Below are 22176 nucleotides of genomic sequence, written 5' to 3' on the forward strand. Positions count from 1 at the left end.
CGGGTGGTCAATCTCCGGTCAGAAATCGGAATCGAGGCCGTCTTGCACTTGCTCGGCCGCGCGCAGCACCGCGCGCGCCTTGTTCTCGGTTTCCTGCCATTCGGATTCGGGCACCGAGTCCGCGACGACGCCCGCCGCCGCCTGCACGTATAGATTGCCGTTGTGGATGAGGCCGGTGCGGATCGCAATCGCGAGATCCATCTCGCCCGAGAACGACAGATAGCCGACCGCGCCGCCATAAAGGCCGCGCTTCACTGGCTCGAGCTGGTCGATCAATTCCATCGCGCGCACCTTCGGCGCGCCGGACAGCGTGCCGGCCGGGAATGTCGCGCGCAGCACGTCGAAGTTCGTCATGCCGGGTTTGAGCTTGCCTTCGACCGAACTGACGATGTGCTGCACATGTGAATACTTTTCGATCACCATCTTGTCGGTGACGGCGACCGAACCGATTTGCGCGATCCGGCCGATGTCGTTGCGCGCCAGATCGATCAGCATCACGTGCTCGGCGATTTCCTTCGGATCGTTCAGCAACTCGGTCGCGAGTTCGGCGTCGCGCTCGGGCGTGTTGCCTCGGGCGCGCGTGCCCGCGAGCGGACGGATCGTGACGATTTCGTCGTCGCCGCGCTTTTCCTGGCGCACGAGAATTTCCGGCGACGCGCCGACCACGTGACAATCGCCGAAGTTGTAGTAATACATGTACGGCGACGGATTCAGCGAGCGCAGCGCGCGGTACAGCGACAACGGATTGTCGCGGTACGGCTTCGACAGGCGCTGGCCCACCTGGATCTGCATCAGTTCGCCTTCCGCGATGTATTCCTTCGCGCGCCGGACTGCAGCGAGATAGTCGTCCTTCTTGAACTCGCGGTAGATTTCGGTGCGCACGCTCGCCGACGTGACGGGCGGCTCGACGCTCGCTCGCAACCGCTGCTTCAGCTCGCGCAGCCGGTGCTTTGCCTTCGTATACGCCTCGGGCGTTGCCGGGTCGGCATAGACGATCAGGTAGAGCTTGCCCGCGAGGTTGTCGATGACGGCGACTTCCTCGGTCAGCAGCAACTGAATGTCGGGCAGGCCGAGATCGTCGTGCGGTGCGGTGTGCGCGAGCTTCTTTTCGATATAGCGCACCGCGTCGTAGCCGAAATAGCCTGCAAGGCCGCCGCAAAAGCGTGGCAAGCCGGCGCGCTGCGCAACCTTGAAGCGGCTTTGGAAGGCCGCGATGAATGCGAACGGATCGCCGTCGTTCGTCTCGACGACTTGCCCGTCCGCCACGACTTCCGATACGCCGTTTTTCACGCGCAACCGCGTGCGTGCGGGCAGACCGATGAACGAATAGCGTCCGAAGCGCTCGCCGCCGACGACGGATTCCAGCAGGAACGAGTTCGCGCCGCCGCGTTCGGGTTGCGCGAGCTTCAGGTATAGCGATAACGGCGTTTCAAGGTCGGCGAGCGCTTCGGCGATCAGCGGAATGCGGTTGTAGCCGGCGTTGGCGAGCGATTGAAATTCGAGTTCAGTCATGTTCCGGTCCTTCGTCGGGACGATCGGCGCGGCGCGCCGGGAATCGGGTAGGGCTGCGCGTGGCCCGGGCACTGTCTCTCGGGATCGTCGACGAGCGGAGGACGAACCGATGGATGAGGGCCCGGCGATCGCACGCCGCGCATCGGCCCACGCACGAACGGCATGCGTTCGGATGCGGTGAGCCAGCGGGTTGGACGGCGATCGGGGCGCTTGGTGCGCAGCGAAACAAAAAACGGGGCTGAAGACGAGCTTCAGCGTACCTCATCGAGGTTGGCGCGACCAGCGACGCCAGGGCCAGGCTCCCCGGTCGATGCTGCTCAGACTCCGTTTTTTGTTCAGAAACATGCGGATGGAAGAAAAATGATCAGACGGCTGAACTGGCCGAATTGTGTGCGGCAATTGCTTGCGCGGCGGCCAGAAGTGAATCGACTATACCATCCGATTCGATCATTTGTATAGCTTTGCCGTGGTTGTAGCCATACGGCACGGTCAGCGTCGCCATGCCGGCCGCGCGGCCGGCGAGCGCGTCGTTTTCCGAGTCGCCGATCGCGACCGCCGCATGCGGCGCGACGCCGAGCGCCTCGCACGCAGCGAGCATCGGTGCCGGGTCGGGCTTTTTGCGCGGCAGGCTGTCGCCGCCGAACACCGCTGAAAAATAGCCGTCCAGCCGATATTGCGCGAGCAGATCGACCGCGAAGCGGTGCGGCTTGTTTGTCACGCACGCGAGTTTCAGGCCCGCATCGCGCATCGCTTGCAAGCCGGCGGCGACATCCGGATAAAGCCGCGTGTGGCGGCCGTTGATCTTCGCGTACTCGTCCTGATAGAGCGCAAGCGCGTCGGCGAAGCGCGCTTGCGCGTCGGGCTGCGCAAAGCGCGGTGCCAGGACGCGCTGGATCAGGTTCTCAGAGCCTTTGCCGACGTAGTGCATCACTTCGTCGCGCGTTGCCGCCCGCGCACCGAGGCGGGCGAGCATCGCGTTCAAGCTCGCCGTGAAATCGTCGGCAGTGTCGATCATCGTGCCGTCGAGATCGATCAACGCCGCGTCGATCCGCCGCGCGGCAAGGCGAGGGAGCATCGCCATCGCCGTCACGCGCGCTTGACGGCGGCGAGCGCGTCGCGCATCTCGCCGATAACCTGCCGATAGTCAGGCTTGCCGAAGATCGCCGAGCCTGCGACGAACGTGTCCGCGCCCGCCGCGGCAATCTCGGCGATGTTGTCCACCTTCACGCCGCCGTCGATCTCGAGATGAATCTCGCGGCCGGTGCGCTCGGTATATGCGTCGATCCGCGCGCGCGCCTCGCGCAGCTTCTCGAGCGCGTGCGGAATGAACGATTGGCCGCCGAAGCCGGGGTTCACCGACATGATCAGCACGAGATCCACGCGATCCATCACGTGATCGAGGTAATTGAGCGGCGTCGCCGGGTTGAACACGAGGCCCGCCTTGCAGCCGTGGTCTCGGATCAGGCCGAGCGTGCGGTCGATATGGTCCGACGCCTCGGGATGGAAACTGATCACGTTTGCGCCCGCCTTCGCGAAATCCGGCACGATCCGGTCGACCGGCCGAACCATCAGATGCACGTCGATCGGCGCCTGCACGTGCGGCCGGATCGCCTCGCAAACGAGCGGGCCGATCGTCAGGTTCGGCACATAATGGTTGTCCATCACGTCGAAATGGATCCAGTCGGCGCCGGCGGCGATCACGTTGCGGACTTCTTCGCCGAGCCGTGCGAAGTCGGCCGACAGGATGCTGGGGGCGATGCGAAATTGCGTCATGGCTTTCAGGAGCGTGCGTGGGGAGCGTCGCGAGGCGACGAAAGACGCCATTTTACCGCCCATGCGCGTGCCGCCCGGTTGCGGGCCAGAGCCTCATCAAGCAGAATGCCGACCAATGCGGCGACGGCCGCGCGCGCGTAAGCCCGCGTGGCACGCGGGCGGCGATCCTGACGAGACCATCATGAGCCAGTACCAATTCAGCGTGTCGGTGAAGACGTGCTATCTGCCGGAACAATCCGACCCCGAGCGCCGTCAATACGCATTCGCGTACACGCTGACGATACGCAATACCGGGCAGGTCGCCGCACAGCTGATTGCGCGGCACTGGATCATTACGGACAGCGAGAACGGCGTACAGGAGGTCAAGGGGCTCGGCGTAGTCGGCCATCAGCCGCTTTTGCAGCCGGGCGAGCAGTTCGAGTATACGAGTTGGGCCGTGATCGCGACGCCGGTGGGCACGATGCGCGGCGCGTACTTTTGTGTCGCGGAGGATGGAGAGCGTTTCGAGGCGCCTGTCGAAGAATTTGCGCTGCATATGCCGCGGACGCTGCATTGAAGCGTGCCGCGGCGGGATGAATGTCGGGCAGGGGCGCGTTCAGCGCTGGGGCTTGTCGGGCCGGCTGGATGATTTCTTTTTACCCGAGGTCGTCCAGACGACGATGAAGACGAGTAGCGCGAGCGCCAGCAAAGATTCCAGCGCGAAGATGAGCATTGGGTATTGGTCGAGCAGATCGGACATGGCAGTTTCCATCAACAAAGAACATTGTATGAGTTTTAGCCGGCGGTTTGCCGGGTGGGCGGCTGCTGCGGCGGCCGCCGTGCTTCTGGCGGCATGCGGCGGCTCGCCGGTGCGCACGAAGCCGCCGACAGGCGCCGCGATCGTGCCGGGGCAAATCGCCACCGCTCGGCTGACGCCGGTGGCATGGCAGCAGGTGCCGGGCTGGCAGGACGACAGCCTGGTCGGCGCGACGATCGCGCTGCGGCAAAATTGCGTCCGTCTCGAGCGCCAGCCGAACTGGCGGCGTGCGTGCGCCGCGGCTGCGCGGCTCGACGATCTCGACGTCGGCAGCGCACGCACGTTCTTCGAGACGTATTTCACGCCGTTCCAGTTCGCGAATAACGACGGCACGCTCGACGGTCTCGTGACAGGCTATTACGAGCCGCTGCTGCGCGGTTCGCGGGTGAGGCGCGGCCCGTACCAGTACGCGCTCTATCGCTGGCCCGCCGGCTACCGGGCGGGCGCACCGCTGCCGGCGCGCGCGCAGCTCATGCGCTCCGGCGTGCTGAATGGCAACGAACTCGTGTGGGTCGACGATCCGATCGAAGCGTTCTTCCTGCAAGTGCAGGGTTCCGGACGGGTCGTGCTCGACGACGGCACGGTAATGCGCGTCGGCTATGGCGGCACGAACAATCAGCCGTACCGCTCGATCGGCAAATGGCTGCTCGATCGTGGCGAACTCAGCGCCGGACAGGCGACGATGCAGGGAATCAAGGCGTGGGCGCGCGCGAACCCGGCCAGGGTCGATGCGCTGCTCGACACCAATCCGCGCTTCGTGTTTTTCCGTGAAATGCCGTCGCAGGAAACCGTTCCGCAAGGCGGCGCGGACGGTCCGGTCGGCGCGCTTGGCGTGCCGCTCACGCCCGAGCGGTCGATCGCGGTCGATCCGTCGTCGATTCCGCTCGGCACTCCGGTATTCCTGCAGACGACGCGGCCGATGACGAACGCACCGCTCAACCGGCTCGTGTTCGCGCAGGATACGGGAACCGCGATCAAGGGCGGCGTGCGTGCCGACTATTTCTGGGGGCTCGGCGACGACGCGGGCGATCAGGCTGGGCGGATGAAGCAGGTCGGCCGGATGTGGCTGCTTTTCCCGAATTCGTAAGCGACGACGTGGCGGCTGGCGTGAGCGGCCCGCCGGCGGGGCTGGCAGAGGCACGCGACGCGTTTTTCGCGTGAGGCTGCGTCCGGGCGGGGCGGGTTTGGTTTGCCTGACTGGATGCGATGCGCGGCGGCGGGCCTTGCCGACGCGAACCGGCGGTTAGCGAGCCGGCGGTTATTGACTCACGCGTCCAATGCTCGATTATTTTTTGCGTTCGTGGTTCGTGGTTCAGGTTCGTCAAAAAGACAAATCTCGCTTCACGGCCGACGTTTGTCGACGATACGGCGTGCTTTACCCACGGAGCGCTCGATACCGCCGACAGGCAGCACATCGATGATCGCCGTCACGCCGACCATCGCTTTGATGTCATGTGCAAGCGCCCGGCGGCCCGCTTCGATCGCGGCCGCGTCTGGCGAAATGTCCGGATTGGGTTCGATATTGAGCGTCAGCACGTCGAGCGGCCCGTCCTTCGTCAGCACGATCTGATAATGCGGCGCAAATACGTGCTGCTTGAATAGCTGTTCTTCGAGCTGAGTCGGAAACACATTGACGCCGCGCACGATCATCATGTCATCGCAGCGGCCGGTAATTTTGTCCATTCGTCGCATCGTGCGCGCCGTGCCTGGCAATAGCCGAGTCAGATCGCGTGTGCGGTAACGAATGATCGGCATCGCCTCCTTGGTGAGCGAAGTAAACACCAGCTCGCCGAATTCACCATCAGGCAGCGCTTCGCCGGTATTCGGATCGATGATCTCCGGATAGAAATGATCTTCCCAGATCGTCGGGCCGTCTTTCGTCTCGACGCATTCCGACGCGACGCCCGGACCGATCACTTCAGACAGCCCGTAAATGTCGACGGCGTCGATCCCCACCCGGCGCTCGATCGCCCGTCGCATATCGTTGGTCCATGGCTCGGCACCGAAGATGCCGATGCGTAGCGAGCACTGGGCAGGATCGAGATGCTGTCGCTCCATCTCGTCGACGATCGACAGCATATAGCTCGGCGTCACCATGATGATGTCGGGCCGGAAATCCTGAATGAGCTGCACCTGTTTTTCCGTCTGGCCGCCGCCGAACGGGATGACGGTGAGCCCTGCGCGCTCTGCGCCATAGTGCGCGCCGAGGCCGCCTGTGAAGAGACCGTAGCCGTAACTGACATGGACTTTGTCGCCGGGCCGCGCGCCTGCCGCGCGAATAGACCGCGCGACGACGCCGGCCCACGTGTCGATGTCGCGCGCCGTGTAGCCGACCACGGTCGGCTTGCCTGTCATGCCCGACGATGCGTGAATGCGCGAGACCCGCTCGGGCGGCACGGCGAACATGCCGAACGGATAGTTGTCGCGCAAGTCTTGCTTGGTCGTAAACGGGAAGCGGGATAAGTCGGCGAGCGTTTTCAGATCGTTCGGATGAACCCCTGCCGCATCGAATTTGCGACGGTAGACGGGCGAATGCTCGTATGCATGCGCGAGCGACCATTTGAGCCGTTCGAGCTGAAGTGCGAGCAATTCGTCCCGGCTCGCTTGTTCGATGGGTTCTAACGGAAGCGATGGGGGCATGGTTGTCTCCGATATTTTTATAGGCCGTTCGCGTAAAACGATGTTATCGATCTCGCGGGACGACCGTTCCTGCAATTTGTGCTGATTTACCGCGGAACATTGCGACAATTTCACCGGCCTGATTGGTTACCTGAATGTCATAGATGCCATGTCGCCCATTCAATGCCTGCTCTCTCGCTTCCGCAGTCAGCGTGTCGCCTGCCGCTGCCGGCCGCAGGAATTCGATCGAACAACCGGCTGCGACCGTATTGACGTTGTATGAGTTACAGGCGAACGCGAACGCCGAGTCTGCCAACGTAAAGATGAGCCCTCCATGACAGATCTGGTGGCCGTTCAGAAAGTCAGTCCTAACGGACATGCGCATGCGCGCATAGCCGGGCCGTACCTCAAGCAGTTCGATGCCGAGCGCCCGGCTGCAGGTATCGGCGGCATACATCGCCTGGGCGACGGTTTCGGCGAGTGCTTCTGCTGGTAGCGCGCCGGTTGCGGAATGCCCGGTCATCTCAGCGCCCCTCGAATCGGGGCGCGCGCTTTTCGATGAATGCCCGGACACCTTCCGAATAGTCGTGCGATTGCCCCAGCTCGCGTTGCAGGTCTCGTTCGAGGTCGAGCTGCTGGTCGAGCGTGTTGGTCATGCCCGCGCGCATTGCCTGCTTGATGGCGGCAATGGCGCGCGTTGGCTGTTGGGCAAGTTGCCGGGCAAGCTGGGTGACCGTGTCGATGAGTTCGCCGTCGTCGACGACACGCCAGATGAGTCCCCAGCGCTGAGCCTGCTCGGCAGAGAGTTTTTCGCCTGTCAACGCGAGGCCGAGCGCACGCGCAAGGCCGATGCGTTGCGGCAGAAACCACGTACCGCCCGAGTCGGGAACGAGGCCGATCTTCACGAACGACTGGATGAAGCTGCTCGATTGAGCCGCGATCACAAGGTCGCACGCCAATGCGAGATTGGCTCCCGCGCCCGCAGCAGTGCCGTTGACGGCTGCGATGACGGGTAGCGGCAGCGCCTGTAGCCGGCGGATCAGCGGATTGAAATGCGCTTCGATCAGCGCGCCGAGATCGGTTGCCGAGTCGGGCGAGGAGTCGAGGTCGGCGAGATCCTGTCCGGCGCAGAAGCCGCGTCCCGCGCCGGTGAGAATCAACGCGCGCGCGTTCGCGGCTTGCACATCGTTTAATGCCGATTGGAGTTCGCCATGCATCGCACGCGTAAAGCTATTGAGCTTGTCGGGCCGATTGAGTTCGATCGTCGCAACGTGTGCGGCCCGATCGATTTCGACACGAATCGCTTGATAGGACATCGAAAGTCTCCTGTCAGTCGAGATAGCCTTGCGCGGCTCTCGGGGGATTCATGCATCGTAGCGAACGACGGCGTGATAGACAGCCTGGCCGAACGGGCTATGCCGTTTGGCCGGCTTCCGCGGGAGCGGCCTTGGGCGCAACATGGTGTCGACTTTGCACGATGCGAAAGCGGTTCGCGACAAATGCGGCGTCGGACAGCGATGCGTTCGCGGCCGGATTGGCGCCAGTCCCGTGGAAATCCGAAAATGCCGCAGACTGGTTGACGAACACGCCGCTCGTCAAGTTGATCGACAGCGCGACGCCGCCGCGCACGGCGGCTTCATGCGCCGCATCGACGACAGCGTCATTCGTGCTATAGACGGAAAGCGTGAGCGCGCCGTGTTCGGCCGCGATCGAACCAGCGAGGTCAAGCGATTGCGCAGTCGAATCGGTCGCGATGACGAACGAGATCGGACCGAACCATTCCTGCGTGAACTTCGCCTGGTCCGCCGCGTCGAGCTGCAGCACCAGCGGTGTGCGCACGCGGGCGCCGGCGAATGCCGGGTGAACGAGTGCCTGACTGTCGGCGAGCACGGAGCCGAGCTTGCGGGCTGCGTCGATGCGCTTCGCGACCCCTTCGTTCTGGAGCGCGCCGATGAGTTCGACCGCACGTTCCGGATCGCCGGTCAGCTTTTTCACGGCATCGGCAATTGCCCGCGCGACTTCGTCGAAGCCGATGTGTCCGTCCGCAGTGCGAATGCCGTCGCGAGGTACGTAGATATTTTGTGGCGCAGTACACATCTGCCCCGAGTAGAGCGACAGCGAGAACGCGATGTTTCTCGCGGCGGCTTTCAGATCGTCGACGGAATCGATCACGATCTGATTGACGCCCGCTTTCTCGGTATACACCTGCGCTTGATGGGCGTTTCGCTCAAGCCAGTTGCCGTTCGGCGTGCTGCCCGTGAAGTCGATCAATTTGATTTCGGGGCGCAGCGCGAGCGCCTGAACGAGAGCGCCGTCGTCGCCTTCGGTGGCGAGCAGCGTGACTACATTCGGGTCGAAGCCCGCGTCGCGCAGCGTATCGCGCGCGATGCGTACAGTGATGGCGAGCGGCAGGATCGCGCCGGGGTGTGGCTTGACGATCACCGTGTTGCCGGTGGCGAGGTCGGCGAACATGCCGGGATAGCCGTTCCACGTGGGGAACGTCGAGCAGCCGAGCACGAGGCCCGTGCCGCGCGGCACGACCATATAACGCTTGTGCATCGCAAGCGGCGGATTCTTGCCTTGCGGCTTTTCCCAGTACGTATCGGCGGGAATGCGCTGCAGTTCCTGCCACGCATAGGCGACGGCTTCGAGTGCACGGTCCTGCGCGTGCGGTCCACCTGCCTGGAACGCCATCATGAATGCTTGGCCGGTCGTATGCATCACGCTGTATGCGATTTCGAAACTCGCGCGATTCAGGCGGGCAAGGATTTCGAGGCAGACACCTGCCCAGGCGGTTGGACCGGCAGCGCGCCACGCAGGTTGCGCGTTTGCGGCTGCGGCGATCAATTCGTCGGGGGACGATTTCGGGTATCGAATGCCAAGCGCGAAGCCATATGGCGATTGCTCGGCGCCGACCGTGCCGCCCGACGCGGGCTGGTCGAGTGTGAACGGCTGATTGAGCTGCGTTTTGAATGCGGCTTCACCGTCTGCGTTTGCGCTTTCCCCGTACACTTTGGGACTCGGCATTTCGGCAAACGGGCTCCAATAGCCGCGCGTTTCGATCGCGGAAAGGGCTTGCTTCAGCGTGGCTTCGTGCTTCGTGAACAAGGAGTGTGTCATGACGGCGGCCTAATGTGCGATGAAGTGATCGATGGTTATTAATTAACCGACCGGTTGGTCGATGAATGGTAGCATTAAATTATTTGCGTGTGCGCGGTGTTTCGCGCTGCCTTGATCAAGGAGGAAGAGATGGCTTACGAAAATATCCTGACGCAGACGCGTGGCCGGGTCGGGCTGATTACGTTGAATCGCCCGAAGGCGTTGAACGCGCTGAACGATGCGTTGATGGACGAACTGGGCGCTGCGCTGAAGGCGTTCGATGCCGATGAGGGAATCGGTGCGATCGTCATTACTGGCAGCGAGAAGGCGTTCGCTGCTGGCGCCGATATCGGCATGATGGCCAAGTACTCGTACATGGATGCATACAAAGGCGATTACATCACGCGCAACTGGGAGACCGTGCGGCAGATCCGTAAGCCGATCATCGCGGCTGTCGCAGGATTTGCGCTGGGCGGCGGCTGTGAGTTGGCAATGATGTGCGACATCATTTTCGCGGCCGACACGGCAAAATTCGGCCAGCCGGAAATCAAGCTTGGCGTGATGCCGGGGGCGGGCGGCACGCAACGCCTGACGCGTGCGGTATCGAAGGCGAAGGCGATGGACATGTGCCTGACTGCGCGTTTCATGGATGCGGAGGAGGCGGAGCGCGCTGGGTTGGTTTCGCGGATTCTGCCCGCTGACAAGTTGCTGGATGAGTCGATTGCCGCTGCCGCGACGATTGCTGAGTTTTCGCTGCCGGCCGTGATGATGGTGAAGGAAGCGGTTAATCGAGCATACGAGACGACGTTGGCCGAGGGCGTGCATTTCGAGCGACGCTTATTCCATTCGCTGTTTGCCACTGAAGATCAAAAGGAAGGAATGGCCGCATTCGTTGAAAAGCGTAAGCCGGTGTTCAAGCATCGGTGATTGCATGGATGTCGGCGCGCATAAAGCCGCCGACGCAAATTTTTTTGCTAAGGGGTTGCGCGAAGGGCGGGGCCTGACTAGAATCACGCCTCTTTCGCTGAAACGGAAACGGACAGCGGGGGAGAGAGAAGGAAGCGCAGCCGACTGCTAGAGAGGGAGTTGAAGCGGTAGGCGTAGCGAGTCAGGAAGCGGGACCCGGGTTTGCGACGACGAGATGGATAAAAAGTTGTTGACGGACGAAGAAAAGGGGTTCATAATTTCGCTTCTCTGCTGCTGACAACGCAGCGCTGCTGAGCGGGCAGGAAAGCTTGGCAGAAAATGCTCTTTAACAATGAACAGCCGATAAGTGTGGGCGCTTGATGGAAGCGGACCTGGTTTTACCGGGATAAGCAAAAGTATCAAGAGTCTCACACTAAAGTAAGTCAGGTTAATGAAGAGATTCATAACCTGTCAGCTTTGAGTGAGCGACCGGTTCTACGGAACCGAAAACAGTAACAGGCATTGAACTGAAGAGTTTGATCCTGGCTCAGATTGAACGCTGGCGGCATGCCTTACACATGCAAGTCGAACGGCAGCACGGGCTTCGGCCTGGTGGCGAGTGGCGAACGGGTGAGTAATACATCGGAACATATCCTGTAGTGGGGGATAGCCCGGCGAAAGCCGGATTAATACCGCATACGATCTACGGATGAAAGCGGGGGACCTTCGGGCCTCGCGCTATAGGGGTGGCCGATGGCTGATTAGCTAGTTGGTGGGGTAAAGGCCTACCAAGGCGACGATCAGTAGCTGGTCTGAGAGGACGACCAGCCACACTGGGACTGAGACACGGCCCAGACTCCTACGGGAGGCAGCAGTGGGGAATTTTGGACAATGGGGGCAACCCTGATCCAGCAATGCCGCGTGTGTGAAGAAGGCCTTCGGGTTGTAAAGCACTTTTGTCCGGAAAGAAAACCTAATGGCTAATAACCGTTGGGGATGACGGTACCGGAAGAATAAGCACCGGCTAACTACGTGCCAGCAGCCGCGGTAATACGTAGGGTGCGAGCGTTAATCGGAATTACTGGGCGTAAAGCGTGCGCAGGCGGTTTGCTAAGACCGATGTGAAATCCCCGGGCTCAACCTGGGAACTGCATTGGTGACTGGCAGGCTAGAGTATGGCAGAGGGGGGTAGAATTCCACGTGTAGCAGTGAAATGCGTAGAGATGTGGAGGAATACCGATGGCGAAGGCAGCCCCCTGGGCCAATACTGACGCTCATGCACGAAAGCGTGGGGAGCAAACAGGATTAGATACCCTGGTAGTCCACGCCCTAAACGATGTCAACTAGTTGTTGGGGATTCATTTCCTTAGTAACGTAGCTAACGCGTGAAGTTGACCGCCTGGGGAGTACGGTCGCAAGATTAAAACTCAAAGGAATTGACGGGGACCCGCACAAGCGGTGGATGATGTGGATTAATTCGATGCAACGCGAAAAACCTTACCTACCCTTGACATGGTCGGAAGCCCGATGAGAGTTGGGCGTGCTCGAAAGAGAACCGGCGCACAGGTGCTGCATGGCTGTCGTCAGCTCGTGTCGTGAGATGTTGGGTTAAGTCCCGCAACGAGCGCAACCCTTGTCCTTAGTTGCTACGCAAGAGCACTCTAGGGAGACTGCCGGTGACAAACCGGAGGAAGGTGGGGATGACGTCAAGTCCTCATGGCCCTTATGGGTAGGGCTTCACACGTCATACAATGGTCGGAACAGAGGGTCGCCAACCCGCGAGGGGGAGCCAATCCCAGAAAACCGATCGTAGTCCGGATTGCACTCTGCAACTCGAGTGCATGAAGCTGGAATCGCTAGTAATCGCGGATCAGCATGCCGCGGTGAATACGTTCCCGGGTCTTGTACACACCGCCCGTCACACCATGGGAGTGGGTTTTACCAGAAGTGGCTAGTCTAACCGCAAGGAGGACGGTCACCACGGTAGGATTCATGACTGGGGTGAAGTCGTAACAAGGTAGCCGTATCGGAAGGTGCGGCTGGATCACCTCCTTTCTCGAGCTTACCGCGAAGTGAAGCGCTCACGCTTATCGGCTGTTGATTAAGACAGACTCAGGGGTCTGTAGCTCAGTCGGTTAGAGCACCGTCTTGATAAGGCGGGGGTCGTTGGTTCGAATCCAACCAGACCCACCAAGTTGTCTGGACAAGGAAGCCTGAGAGGTCTCTGTATGGGGGCATAGCTCAGCTGGGAGAGCACCTGCTTTGCAAGCAGGGGGTCGTCGGTTCGATCCCGTCTGCCTCCACCAATCCTCAATGCCAAGGGTTTGCTGAACCGATCAGCGAATGCTTCGCATTGGCGATTGAGCCAGTCAGAGTGATGCAGGCAACTGTATCGGCTGTCGTTCTTTAACAATCAGGAAGAAGTAAGTAATTTGGATAGCGGAAGCGTCTTATGAGATGGACGTGGAAACTATCCGGGTTGTGATTGTATCGATGTATCTCAAGATGATTCGAACTTCATTGTTCGGCTCAATTTGGAATACGGCACAACGCGAGAACTCAACCTGTAACGAGACAGACTCGTTATAGGGTCAAGCGAACAAGTGCATGTGGTGGATGCCTTGGCGATCACAGGCGATGAAGGACGCGGTAGCCTGCGAAAAGCCCCGGGGAGCTGGCAAACAAGCTTTGATCCGGGGATGTCCGAATGGGGAAACCCACTCCTGATGGAGTATCCATGACTGAATCCATAGGTCATGTGAGGCGAACGCGGTGAACTGAAACATCTAAGTAACCGCAGGAAAAGAAATCAACCGAGATTCCCAAAGTAGTGGCGAGCGAAATGGGAAGAGCCTGTACTCTTTATTTGTATTGTTAGCCGAACGCTCTGGAAAGTGCGGCCATAGCAGGTGATAGCCCTGTAGGCGAAAACAGTATGAAAGAACTAGGTGTACGACAAGTAGGGCGGGACACGTGAAATCCTGTCTGAAGATGGGGGGACCATCCTCCAAGGCTAAATACTCGTGATCGACCGATAGTGAACCAGTACCGTGAGGGAAAGGCGAAAAGAACCCCGGGAGGGGAGTGAAATAGATCCTGAAACCGCATGCATACAAACAGTCGGAGCCTCGTAAGGGGTGACGGCGTACCTTTTGTATAATGGGTCAGCGACTTACGTTCAGTAGCAAGCTTAACCGAATAGGGCAGGCGTAGCGAAAGCGAGTCCGAATAGGGCGTTCAGTTGCTGGGCGTAGACCCGAAACCAGGTGATCTATCCATGGCCAGGATGAAGGTGCGGTAACACGTACTGGAGGTCCGAACCCACTAACGTTGAAAAGTTAGGGGATGAGCTGTGGATAGGGGTGAAAGGCTAAACAAACCTGGAAATAGCTGGTTCTCTCCGAAAACTATTTAGGTAGTGCCTCGTGTCTCACCTTCGGGGGTAGAGCACTGTCATGGTTGGGGGGTCTATTGCAGATTACCCCGCCATAGCAAACTCCGAATACCGAAGAGTGCAATCACGGGAGACAGACATCGGGTGCTAACGTCCGGTGTCAAGAGGGAAACAACCCAGACCGCCAGCTAAGGTCCCCAAATATGGCTAAGTGGGAAACGAAGTGGGAAGGCTAAAACAGTCAGGAGGTTGGCTTAGAAGCAGCCACCCTTTAAAGAAAGCGTAATAGCTCACTGATCGAGTCGTCCTGCGCGGAAGATGTAACGGGGCTAAGCCATATACCGAAGCTGCGGATGCGAGCTTGCTCGCATGGTAGGAGAGCGTTCCGTAAGCCTGCGAAGGTGCCTTGTAAAGGGTGCTGGAGGTATCGGAAGTGCGAATGCTGACATGAGTAGCGATAAAGGGGGTGAAAGGCCCCCTCGCCGTAAGCCCAAGGTTTCCTACGCAACGTTCATCGGCGTAGGGTGAGTCGGCCCCTAAGGCGAGGCAGAAATGCGTAGCTGATGGGAAGCAGGTCAATATTCCTGCACCGTCGTTAGATGCGATGGGGGGACGGATCGCGGAAGGTTGTCCGGGTGTTGGACGTCCCGGTCGCTGCATTGGAGAAGGCGCTTAGGCAAATCCGGGCGCAGGATTCAAGGGTGTGGCGCGAGCGACTTCGGTCGCGAAGCAATTGGAAGTGGTTCCAAGAAAAGCCTCTAAGCTTCAGTCTAACGATGACCGTACCGCAAACCGACACAGGTGGGCGAGATGAGTATTCTAAGGCGCTTGAGAGAACTCGGGAGAAGGAACTCGGCAAATTGGTACCGTAACTTCGGGATAAGGTACGCCCTGGTAGCTTGACTGGCCTGCGCCAGAAGGGTGAAGGGGTTGCAATAAACTGGTGGCTGCGACTGTTTAATAAAAACACAGCACTCTGCAAACACGAAAGTGGACGTATAGGGTGTGACGCCTGCCCGGTGCCGGAAGATTAAATGATGGGGTGCAAGCTCTTGATTGAAGTCCCGGTAAACGGCGGCCGTAACTATAACGGTCCTAAGGTAGCGAAATTCCTTGTCGGGTAAGTTCCGACCTGCACGAATGGCGTAACGATGGCCACACTGTCTCCTCCCGAGACTCAGCGAAGTTGAAGTGTTTGTGATGATGCAATCTACCCGCGGCTAGACGGAAAGACCCCATGAACCTTTACTGTAGCTTTGCATTGGACTTTGAACCGATCTGTGTAGGATAGGTGGGAGGCTATGAAACCGGAACGCTAGTTTCGGTGGAGCCGTCCTTGAAATACCACCCTGGTTTGTTTGAGGTTCTAACCTTGGCCCGTGATCCGGGTCGGGGACAGTGCATGGTAGGCAGTTTGACTGGGGCGGTCTCCTCCCAAAGCGTAACGGAGGAGTACGAAGGTACGCTAGGTACGGTCGGAAATCGTGCTGATAGTGCAATGGCATAAGCGTGCTTAACTGCGAGACCGACAAGTCGAGCAGGTGCGAAAGCAGGTCATAGTGATCCGGTGGTTCTGTATGGAAGGGCCATCGCTCAACGGATAAAAGGTACTCTGGGGATAACAGGCTGATACCGCCCAAGAGTTCATATCGACGGCGGTGTTTGGCACCTCGATGTCGGCTCATCTCATCCTGGGGCTGTAGCCGGTCCCAAGGGTATGGCTGTTCGCCATTTAAAGAGGTACGTGAGCTGGGTTTAAAACGTCGTGAGACAGTTTGGTCCCTATCTGCCGTGGGCGTTGGATATTTGAAGGGGGCTGCTCCTAGTACGAGAGGACCGGAGTGGACGAACCTCTGGTGTACCGGTTGTCACGCCAGTGGCATCGCCGGGTAGCTATGTTCGGAAGAGATAACCGCTGAAAGCATCTAAGCGGGAAACTCGCCTTAAGATGAGATATCCCCGGGGACTTGATCCCCTTGAAGGGTCGTTCGAGACCAGGACGTTGATAGGTCGGGTGTGTACGCGCAGTAATGCGTTCAGCTAACCGATACTAATTGCCCGTAAGGCTTGATCCTATAACAAGTCTGTCTTACAGAACTTGTTGATTCTCGTGTGCGATACGCACAACCCAAGATTACTGCTTCTTCCAAGATTGGTTGCGCTGCGAAGCAACGCAACAACCCGCTTTGCCTGATGACCATAGCGAGTCGGTCCCACCCCTTCCCATCCCGAACAGGACCGTGAAACGACTCCACGCCGATGATAGTGCGGATCCCCGTGTGAAAGTAGGTAATCGTCAGGCTCCCCCTTAAAAAACCCCCGCCTACCCAGCGGGGGTTTTTGCTTTTACGCCCTCAAACTCTTCAAGCTCCACAAACCCCCCCTCATCGCCCCAGCGCTTCCGAGATCACCATGCCGCCGCGCTTCGCGTGCCAGGTACAGACGACGCGCCACTGAAGCCGGGTTTCCTGCATGGCCCCTTCACCGGCATATCTGCCTCGGCTCCCTCCAGAAACCCGATGGCTGGCTCTTTCGTCAAGCGCTGCTTCAAGGTCCCGTCTTCTGCTCCGAAACAGAATCTATTCGCTTCTGACTCGCATGGTGCGCTCGCGGGCAGGTCAAGATTTCGCTGCCGCTTACCTGGAACCCGAAATTTAGTAAGTTCAAAGCGTAAAATCGCCGGACCCACAGAAACTGAGTCGATAAAACATGTCCGCCCCAATCCAAATCGCTCGTGCTGTTTGCCCGCATGACTGTCCAGATACCTGTGCAATGCGTGTCACCGTCGAGAACGGTCGAGCGGTCAAGGTTACGGGAGATCCGGATCATGCGCCCACTCAAGGCGCCCTATGCACGAAGGTGAGCCGATACGCTGAGCGCGTTCATCATCCGGAGCGACTGACCGTACCGCTCAAGCGAGTGGGACGGAAAGGAGAAGGGCGCTTTGAGCCGATTAGCTGGGAGGCAGCGAACGAGCTGGCGGCCGAACGGCTCTCGGAAATCGCACGCCGCGCTCCGGAAGCGATCGTACCTTATAGCTATGCCGGAACGATGGGGCTGATTCAAGGCGAAAGTATCGCTCAGCGTTTTTTTAATGTTTTGGGCGCGTCACTGCTCGAACGGACGATCTGCTCGGCTGCGGGTGCCGCAGGACTTCAGTATACCTACGGTGCCAGTATCGGCATGCATGTCGAGTTTTACGAAGAAAGCGAATTGATTTTGATTTGGGGGGCTAACCCAATCGCGTCGAATCTGCATTTTTGGACGCGCGCTCAAGAAGCCAAACGTCGGGGGGCGCAATTGATCGCGATCGATCCGTACCGGTCGCTGACGGCCGAAAAATGCCATCGCCACATCGCGCTGAAACCGGGCACGGACGGCGCGCTCGCGCTTGGCATGATGCACGTGCTGATCGGCGAGGAACTCCTCGATCATGATTTTATTCGCGATCACACGCTCGGTTTCGACGCGTTGAAGGCGCGTGCGATGAGTTACTCTCCGGAGCGAGTCGCGCAGATCTGCGGGATAACTGCGTCGGAAATCATCGAACTAGCCCGTATTTACGGCCGCACGCGCAAGGCCTCTATTCGTCTGAACTACGGCATGCAACGCGCACGGGGTGGTGGCAACGCGGTACGCGCGATCGCTTCGCTGCCCGCGCTCACCGGTGCATGGCGGGAGCGCGCGGGCGGCCTGCTGTTGTCTTCGGCCGAATGGGCGCCGATTAACCATGCGGCGCTCAGACGTCCGGATTTACTGCCTGGTTGGCCGAACAAGCTACCACGTTCGATCAATATGAATGCAATTGGCGATGCGTTGTTGCATCCGGGCGGAGAGGATTTCGGTCCGAAGATAGAGGCGATCATCGTCTACAATTCGAACCCGGTGGCGGTGGCGCCCGATTCCGGCAAAGTGGGCGCGGGTTTTGCGCGAGAAGATTTGTTCACGATCGTTCTCGAGCATTTCAAGACAGATACGGCTGACTACGCCGATCTTGTGTTGCCGGCAACGTCGCAGCTCGAACATCTCGATGTCCATAAATCGTATGGCCACACGTATGTGATGGCGAATTTGCCATCGATTGAGCCGGTTGGCGAAGCCCGGCCGAATACCGAGATCTTTCGCGGTATCGCGCGCCGAATGGGACTCGACGAGCCCGCACTGTATGAAGACGATGAAACACTCGCACGCGCATCGCTGCACTGGAATGATCCGTCGCTGCAAAGTGATTGGGATACGCTCAAGCAGGCGCGCTGGATCAAGCTGAAGCTCGCCGATGCGCCGTTTGCGAACGGCGGCTTCCGGACGCCATCCGGGAAATGCGAATTTTACAGCGCACGTCTCGCACAGATGGGGCTCGATCCGGTGCCCGACTATTTGCCGCCTTATGAATCGGCAGACGGCGCGCCGGAACTGGCAGCCCGCTATCCGCTCGCGATGATTTCCCCGCCGGCCCGTCATTTTCTAAATAGTACGTTCGTCAACGTCGCGAGCTTGCGTTCGGTTGAAGGCGAGCCTTATCTCGACATTCACCCAGCTGATGCTATACGGCGCGGCATCGAAGAAGGCGATATCGTGCGGATCTTCAATGACCGCGGCTCGTTGCAGGCGAAGGCGCGGGTAACCGAGCGCGCGCGCGAAGGGCTCGTCGTCGGCTTATCGATCTGGTGGAGGAAGCTTGCGCCAGACGGACGGAACGCGAATCAAGTGACGAGCCAGGCGTTGACCGATCTCGGGCGCGGCGCGACGTTCTACGATTGCCTGGTCGAGGTGGAGCGTGTGTAAAGGGTGGGGGAAAACCGCGGAAAAGACGCACCGGATGATCGAACGACGCCGCACGCCGCCCCCGCCCGGCAGCGTTGGCAAAGTTGGAAAGGAGTGTCTAACTGGATTGTCTCCGAGGGACCGACCGGCTACGATGCAATTTTTAGCACGACCATTCGAAAAATGAGCCTGGAGACGCGTTGCATGGAGAAGATTTGGCTGAAGTCGTATCCCCCCGGCGTGCCAGCCGAAATTGACGCGTCCCCGTATTCGTCCGTTCCTGATCTGCTCGAAGAAAGCTTTCGCCTCTATCGCGAACGGCAAGCCTTTATTTGCATGGGCAAGGCGATCACTTATGGCGAACTCGACGCGCTATCGCAAAAGCTCGGCGCGTGGTTTCAGTCGCGCGGGCTTGCGCCGGGCGCGCGGATCGCGATCATGATGCCGAACGTGCTGCAATACCCGGTGACGATCGCGGCAGTGCTGCGCGCGGGTTATACGGTCGTCAACGTCAATCCGCTCTACACGCCGCGCGAGCTTGAACATCAGCTCAAGGACAGCGGCGCGCAAGCGATCGTGATCCTCGAGAATTTCGCAACGACGCTGCAGGCGGTGATTGCCGGCACGTCGGTCAAGCACGTCGTCGTCGCGGCGATGGGCGATCTGCTCGGTTTCAAGGGCTTGATCGTCAATTATGTCGTGCGCCGCGTAAAGAAGTTGGTGCCGGCGTGGCACCTGCCATCGTTTACGCGCTTCAATGCGGCGCTTGCCGAAGGCGCCAAGCAGAGTTTCAAGCCGGCCAAGCTGAAGCCGGACGACGTCGCGTTCCTGCAGTACACGGGCGGCACGACCGGCGTGGCGAAGGGGGCGACGCTGCTACACCGCAATATCGTCGCGAACGTGTTGCAGGCGCAGGCTTGGCATCAGCCGGCCTACACGCTGCGTCCGGAAGTGACGCAGTTCAATACCGTGGTTGCGTTGCCGCTCTATCACGTGTTCGCGCTGACCGTTTGCGGGCTGCTGACCTTGCGCACGGGCGGCACCGGCATCCTGATTCCGAATCCGCGCGACATCGCGGGCACGATCAAGGAACTAAAAGGTATCCAGATCATCACGTTTCCGGCCGTCAATACGCTTTATAACGCCCTGTTGAATCACCCGGACTTCGACCAGCTCGATTTCTCGAAGCTCGCGGTCGCCAATGCGGGTGGTATGGCGGTTCAGGAAAGCGTGGCGAAACGCTGGTACGAAAAGACGAAAACGCCGATCGTCGAAGGCTACGGGTTGTCGGAAACGTCGCCCGTCGCAACCTGCAATCCGGTCACGGCAACCGAATACAGCGGCACGATCGGTTTGCCGTTGCCGTCGACCGAAATCGCGATCCGCGACGATGCCGGCACCGACGTCGCGCTCGGCCAGCCCGGCGAGATCTGCATTCGCGGCCCGCAGGTGATGGCGGGTTACTGGAATCGGCCGGACGAAACCGCGCAGGTAATGATGCCGGACGGCTTCTTCAAGACGGGCGACATCGGTGTGATGGACGAGCGCGGCTACGTGAAGATCGTCGACCGGAAAAAGGACATGATTCTCGTATCGGGCTTCAACGTGTACCCGAACGAGGTGGAGGATGTGGTTGCGTCGCATCCGGGCGTGTTCGAGGTGGCGGCCGTCGGCGTGCCCGACGAGCATTCGGGCGAAGCGGTGAAGCTGTTCGTCGTGAAAAAGGACCCGGCGCTCACGGACAAGGAAATTCTCGCTTACTGCAAGGAGCGCCTGACCGGCTATAAGCGGCCCAAATACGTCGAATTCCGCACTGAGCTGCCGAAGACCAACGTCGGCAAGATTCTGCGTCGCGAGTTACGTGACGGCAAGGCGTGACAAGCGCCGCGTGCCGCGCGTCGTTGAGCGGCTCATTGTGTGCCGCGCGTGTGGGGCGGCGCATTCGTTTTCGGGCACGATCTTTTTCGCGTAGCGGCATCGTCAATAAAAAAGGCGCCCTCGGGCGCCTTTTAAGCAACTGCGGGATATTCATCACCCGCTGATGCGCATATATCAGAACTTGTGGCGGATGCCGACTCGCGCCGTGAACTGATTGCGGTTCGACGACGGCGTGATGCCGTTGATCGCAGCGGTTGCCGGCCCAATGGTATTGCCGTTGGCTTCGATCACGTTGCCCGATGCGTGCTGGTACACGCCGATGACATAGACGTCGGTGCGTTTCGACAGGAAATAATCGACGCCCGCCGAGCCCTGGTGATATTTTGCCGCCGACTGGCCCGCGATCTTGCTGCCTTGCGTGTAGTCATACGCGGCGCCGGCGACGAGGGCCGGGGTCAATTGATACTTGAAGCTGACTTCGCCGTTGTTGAACGTCGCGGTTTGGTTCGGGAACACGGCGCTCGAGAAGTTCATGAACTTGATGTTCGAGTACGTCGCGCCGATCGTGGCAGCGCCGATCGTGTACGCCGCGGCCGCGCCGATCACCTGGTACGTATGCGCGGAAGCGTAGCCGGCATAGACGGGAGACGTCACGGCAGCCGGGGTGCTCGACGTCGTGTTGTTGCCGAACAGGCCGCCCGATGTCGACGGCGTGCGCGCGTTCAAATAGCCGACACCCAGCGAGAGCGGGCCGTTCGTGTAGCCGGCGCCGAGCGACCAAGTCTGGTTGCGGCTGAAATCGCCGGCGATGCCGCCGAGGCTGTACAGGCCGCCGAACGTGAAGCCGCCGTAGTTTGCGCTCGTGAACTTGATTGCGTTGTTCACGCGATAGGCGTTGTTGAAGTTGTCGAGGTCGCCGGGGTGCGCGGCAATGTAGCCGCCCCACTGATCGCCGACGGCGAGCGGGCCGACGAAATCGACGACAGAGTCATATTGGCGGCCGAGCGTGACCGTGCCGAAGCCGCTTGATAGGCCGACATAGGCCTGGCGACCGAATTCAAGGCCGCCTTGGTTGATTTGGCCGGTGCTGGCGTTGAAGCCGTTTTCGAGCACGAAGACGGCTTTCAGTCCGCCGCCGAGATCTTCGGTGCCGCGCAGACCCCAGCGGCTGCCCTGCATGACGCCGCTCGTCAGGTCGTACTTATGCTTGCCGCCCGCATTCGTATTGATGTTGAAGCCTTCGTCGATGATGCCGTAGAGCGTCACGCTGCTTTGCGCGTGCGCCGCGCCAGCAAACGCGCTCAACGCGACGAGCGCGAAAAGCGATTTCTTCATTGAAAGATCTCCAAATATGAAATTTTTTGTGGCGGCCATCGTATGTATTGAGGTCTCGGGCCTGCTCGAACTTCGACAGAAGCGCTCGTAATTTAGCAAA

15 protein-coding genes, 2 tRNA genes and 3 rRNA genes are annotated in these 22176 nt (G+C 59.8%); 10 read left to right on the forward strand and 10 right to left on the reverse strand.

The annotated features are described in order from the left end of the window. Nucleotides 1–18: 18 nt before the first annotated feature. From trpE to AQ611_RS26590, 4 genes are all read right to left on the reverse strand, one after another. Nucleotides 19–1512: an anthranilate synthase component I gene (gene trpE, locus AQ611_RS03575; protein WP_069233734.1), complete on the reverse strand. Its 1494-nt coding sequence runs from the start codon at nucleotides 1510–1512 to the stop codon at nucleotides 19–21. Nucleotides 1513–1876: 364 nt separating this feature from the next. Beyond that, a complete protein-coding gene (locus AQ611_RS03580) occupies nucleotides 1877–2587 on the reverse strand; it encodes a phosphoglycolate phosphatase (protein WP_374755095.1) in 711 nt (236 codons plus the stop codon). An 11-nt stretch (nucleotides 2588–2598) separates the two neighbouring features. Then, the gene (gene rpe, locus AQ611_RS03585; protein WP_069233735.1) at nucleotides 2599–3285 is read right to left on the reverse strand and encodes a ribulose-phosphate 3-epimerase; all 687 of its coding nucleotides are present in this window, start codon (nucleotides 3283–3285) and stop codon (nucleotides 2599–2601) included. Nucleotides 3286–3337: 52 nt separating this feature from the next. Further along, nucleotides 3338–3541 (reverse strand): hypothetical protein, encoded by a 204-nt coding sequence (locus AQ611_RS26590; RefSeq protein WP_083237217.1) that lies wholly within the window; start codon nucleotides 3539–3541, stop codon nucleotides 3338–3340. On the opposite strand from AQ611_RS26590, the gene apaG reads away from it, so the two are divergent. After that, the gene (apaG, locus tag AQ611_RS03590) at nucleotides 3467–3841 is read left to right on the forward strand and encodes a Co2+/Mg2+ efflux protein ApaG (protein WP_059520702.1); all 375 of its coding nucleotides are present in this window, start codon (nucleotides 3467–3469) and stop codon (nucleotides 3839–3841) included. The genes AQ611_RS26590 and apaG overlap by 75 nt on opposite strands. Nucleotides 3842–3880: 39 nt before the next feature. Here the strand turns inward: apaG and AQ611_RS26255 are convergent, their stop codons facing one another. Continuing rightward, on the reverse strand, nucleotides 3881–4024 hold the full coding sequence (locus AQ611_RS26255) for a hypothetical protein (protein WP_231935900.1): 144 nt from the start codon (nucleotides 4022–4024) through the stop codon (nucleotides 3881–3883). A 28-nt stretch (nucleotides 4025–4052) separates the two neighbouring features. Between AQ611_RS26255 and mltA the strand changes: the two genes are divergently transcribed. After that, nucleotides 4053–5168: a murein transglycosylase A gene (gene mltA, locus AQ611_RS03595; protein WP_083237218.1), complete on the forward strand. Its 1116-nt coding sequence runs from the start codon at nucleotides 4053–4055 to the stop codon at nucleotides 5166–5168. A 254-nt stretch (nucleotides 5169–5422) separates the two neighbouring features. Here the strand turns inward: mltA and paaK are convergent, their stop codons facing one another. The 4 genes from paaK to paaN form a co-directional block, all read right to left on the reverse strand. After that, nucleotides 5423–6721 (reverse strand): phenylacetate--CoA ligase PaaK, encoded by a 1299-nt coding sequence (gene paaK / locus AQ611_RS03600; RefSeq protein ID WP_069233736.1) that lies wholly within the window; start codon nucleotides 6719–6721, stop codon nucleotides 5423–5425. A 43-nt stretch (nucleotides 6722–6764) separates the two neighbouring features. After that, nucleotides 6765–7157, reverse strand: a complete 393-nt coding sequence (gene paaI / locus AQ611_RS03605; RefSeq protein ID WP_082712184.1) for a hydroxyphenylacetyl-CoA thioesterase PaaI — start codon at nucleotides 7155–7157, stop codon at nucleotides 6765–6767. Nucleotides 7158–7224: 67 nt separating this feature from the next. After that, a complete protein-coding gene (gene paaG / locus AQ611_RS03610; RefSeq protein ID WP_069233738.1) occupies nucleotides 7225–8016 on the reverse strand; it encodes a 2-(1,2-epoxy-1,2-dihydrophenyl)acetyl-CoA isomerase PaaG in 792 nt (263 codons plus the stop codon). 97 nt (nucleotides 8017–8113) lie between these two features. After that, nucleotides 8114–9820, reverse strand: coding sequence for a phenylacetic acid degradation protein PaaN (paaN, locus tag AQ611_RS03615; RefSeq protein WP_069233739.1), 1707 nt, complete (start codon nucleotides 9818–9820; stop codon nucleotides 8114–8116). A 129-nt stretch (nucleotides 9821–9949) separates the two neighbouring features. Between paaN and AQ611_RS03620 the strand changes: the two genes are divergently transcribed. The 8 genes from AQ611_RS03620 (at nucleotide 9950) to AQ611_RS03655 (ending at nucleotide 20741) form a co-directional block, all read left to right on the forward strand. After that, nucleotides 9950–10726: an enoyl-CoA hydratase gene (locus tag AQ611_RS03620; RefSeq protein WP_069233740.1), complete on the forward strand. Its 777-nt coding sequence runs from the start codon at nucleotides 9950–9952 to the stop codon at nucleotides 10724–10726. A gap of 503 nt (nucleotides 10727–11229) precedes the next feature. Beyond that, nucleotides 11230–12760 (forward strand): 16S ribosomal RNA (locus tag AQ611_RS03625). Nucleotides 12761–12821: 61 nt separating this feature from the next. Then, nucleotides 12822–12898, forward strand: a tRNA-Ile gene (locus AQ611_RS03630). A gap of 37 nt (nucleotides 12899–12935) precedes the next feature. Then, a tRNA-Ala gene (locus AQ611_RS03635) sits at nucleotides 12936–13011 on the forward strand. Nucleotides 13012–13294: 283 nt separating this feature from the next. Then, nucleotides 13295–16174 (forward strand): 23S ribosomal RNA (locus AQ611_RS03640). A 114-nt stretch (nucleotides 16175–16288) separates the two neighbouring features. Continuing rightward, nucleotides 16289–16401 (forward strand): 5S ribosomal RNA (gene rrf / locus AQ611_RS03645). The 16S, 23S and 5S rRNA genes sit together here with 2 tRNA genes alongside, the layout of an rRNA operon. A 407-nt stretch (nucleotides 16402–16808) precedes the next feature. Beyond that, on the forward strand, nucleotides 16809–18884 hold the full coding sequence (locus AQ611_RS03650; protein WP_069233741.1) for a molybdopterin-containing oxidoreductase family protein: 2076 nt from the start codon (nucleotides 16809–16811) through the stop codon (nucleotides 18882–18884). Nucleotides 18885–19067: 183 nt separating this feature from the next. Further along, a complete protein-coding gene (locus tag AQ611_RS03655) occupies nucleotides 19068–20741 on the forward strand; it encodes a long-chain fatty acid--CoA ligase (RefSeq protein WP_059515746.1) in 1674 nt (557 codons plus the stop codon). Between the two features lie 174 nt (nucleotides 20742–20915). Here AQ611_RS03655 and AQ611_RS03660 read toward each other — a convergent pair whose 3' ends face one another. Beyond that, nucleotides 20916–22076, reverse strand: a complete 1161-nt coding sequence (locus AQ611_RS03660; RefSeq protein ID WP_059515748.1) for a porin — start codon at nucleotides 22074–22076, stop codon at nucleotides 20916–20918. Between the last annotated feature and the right edge of the window lie 100 nt (nucleotides 22077–22176).

The sequence above is a fragment of the Burkholderia singularis genome (assembly GCF_001718875.1).
In the GTDB taxonomy this organism is placed as follows: domain Bacteria; phylum Pseudomonadota; class Gammaproteobacteria; order Burkholderiales; family Burkholderiaceae; genus Burkholderia; species Burkholderia singularis.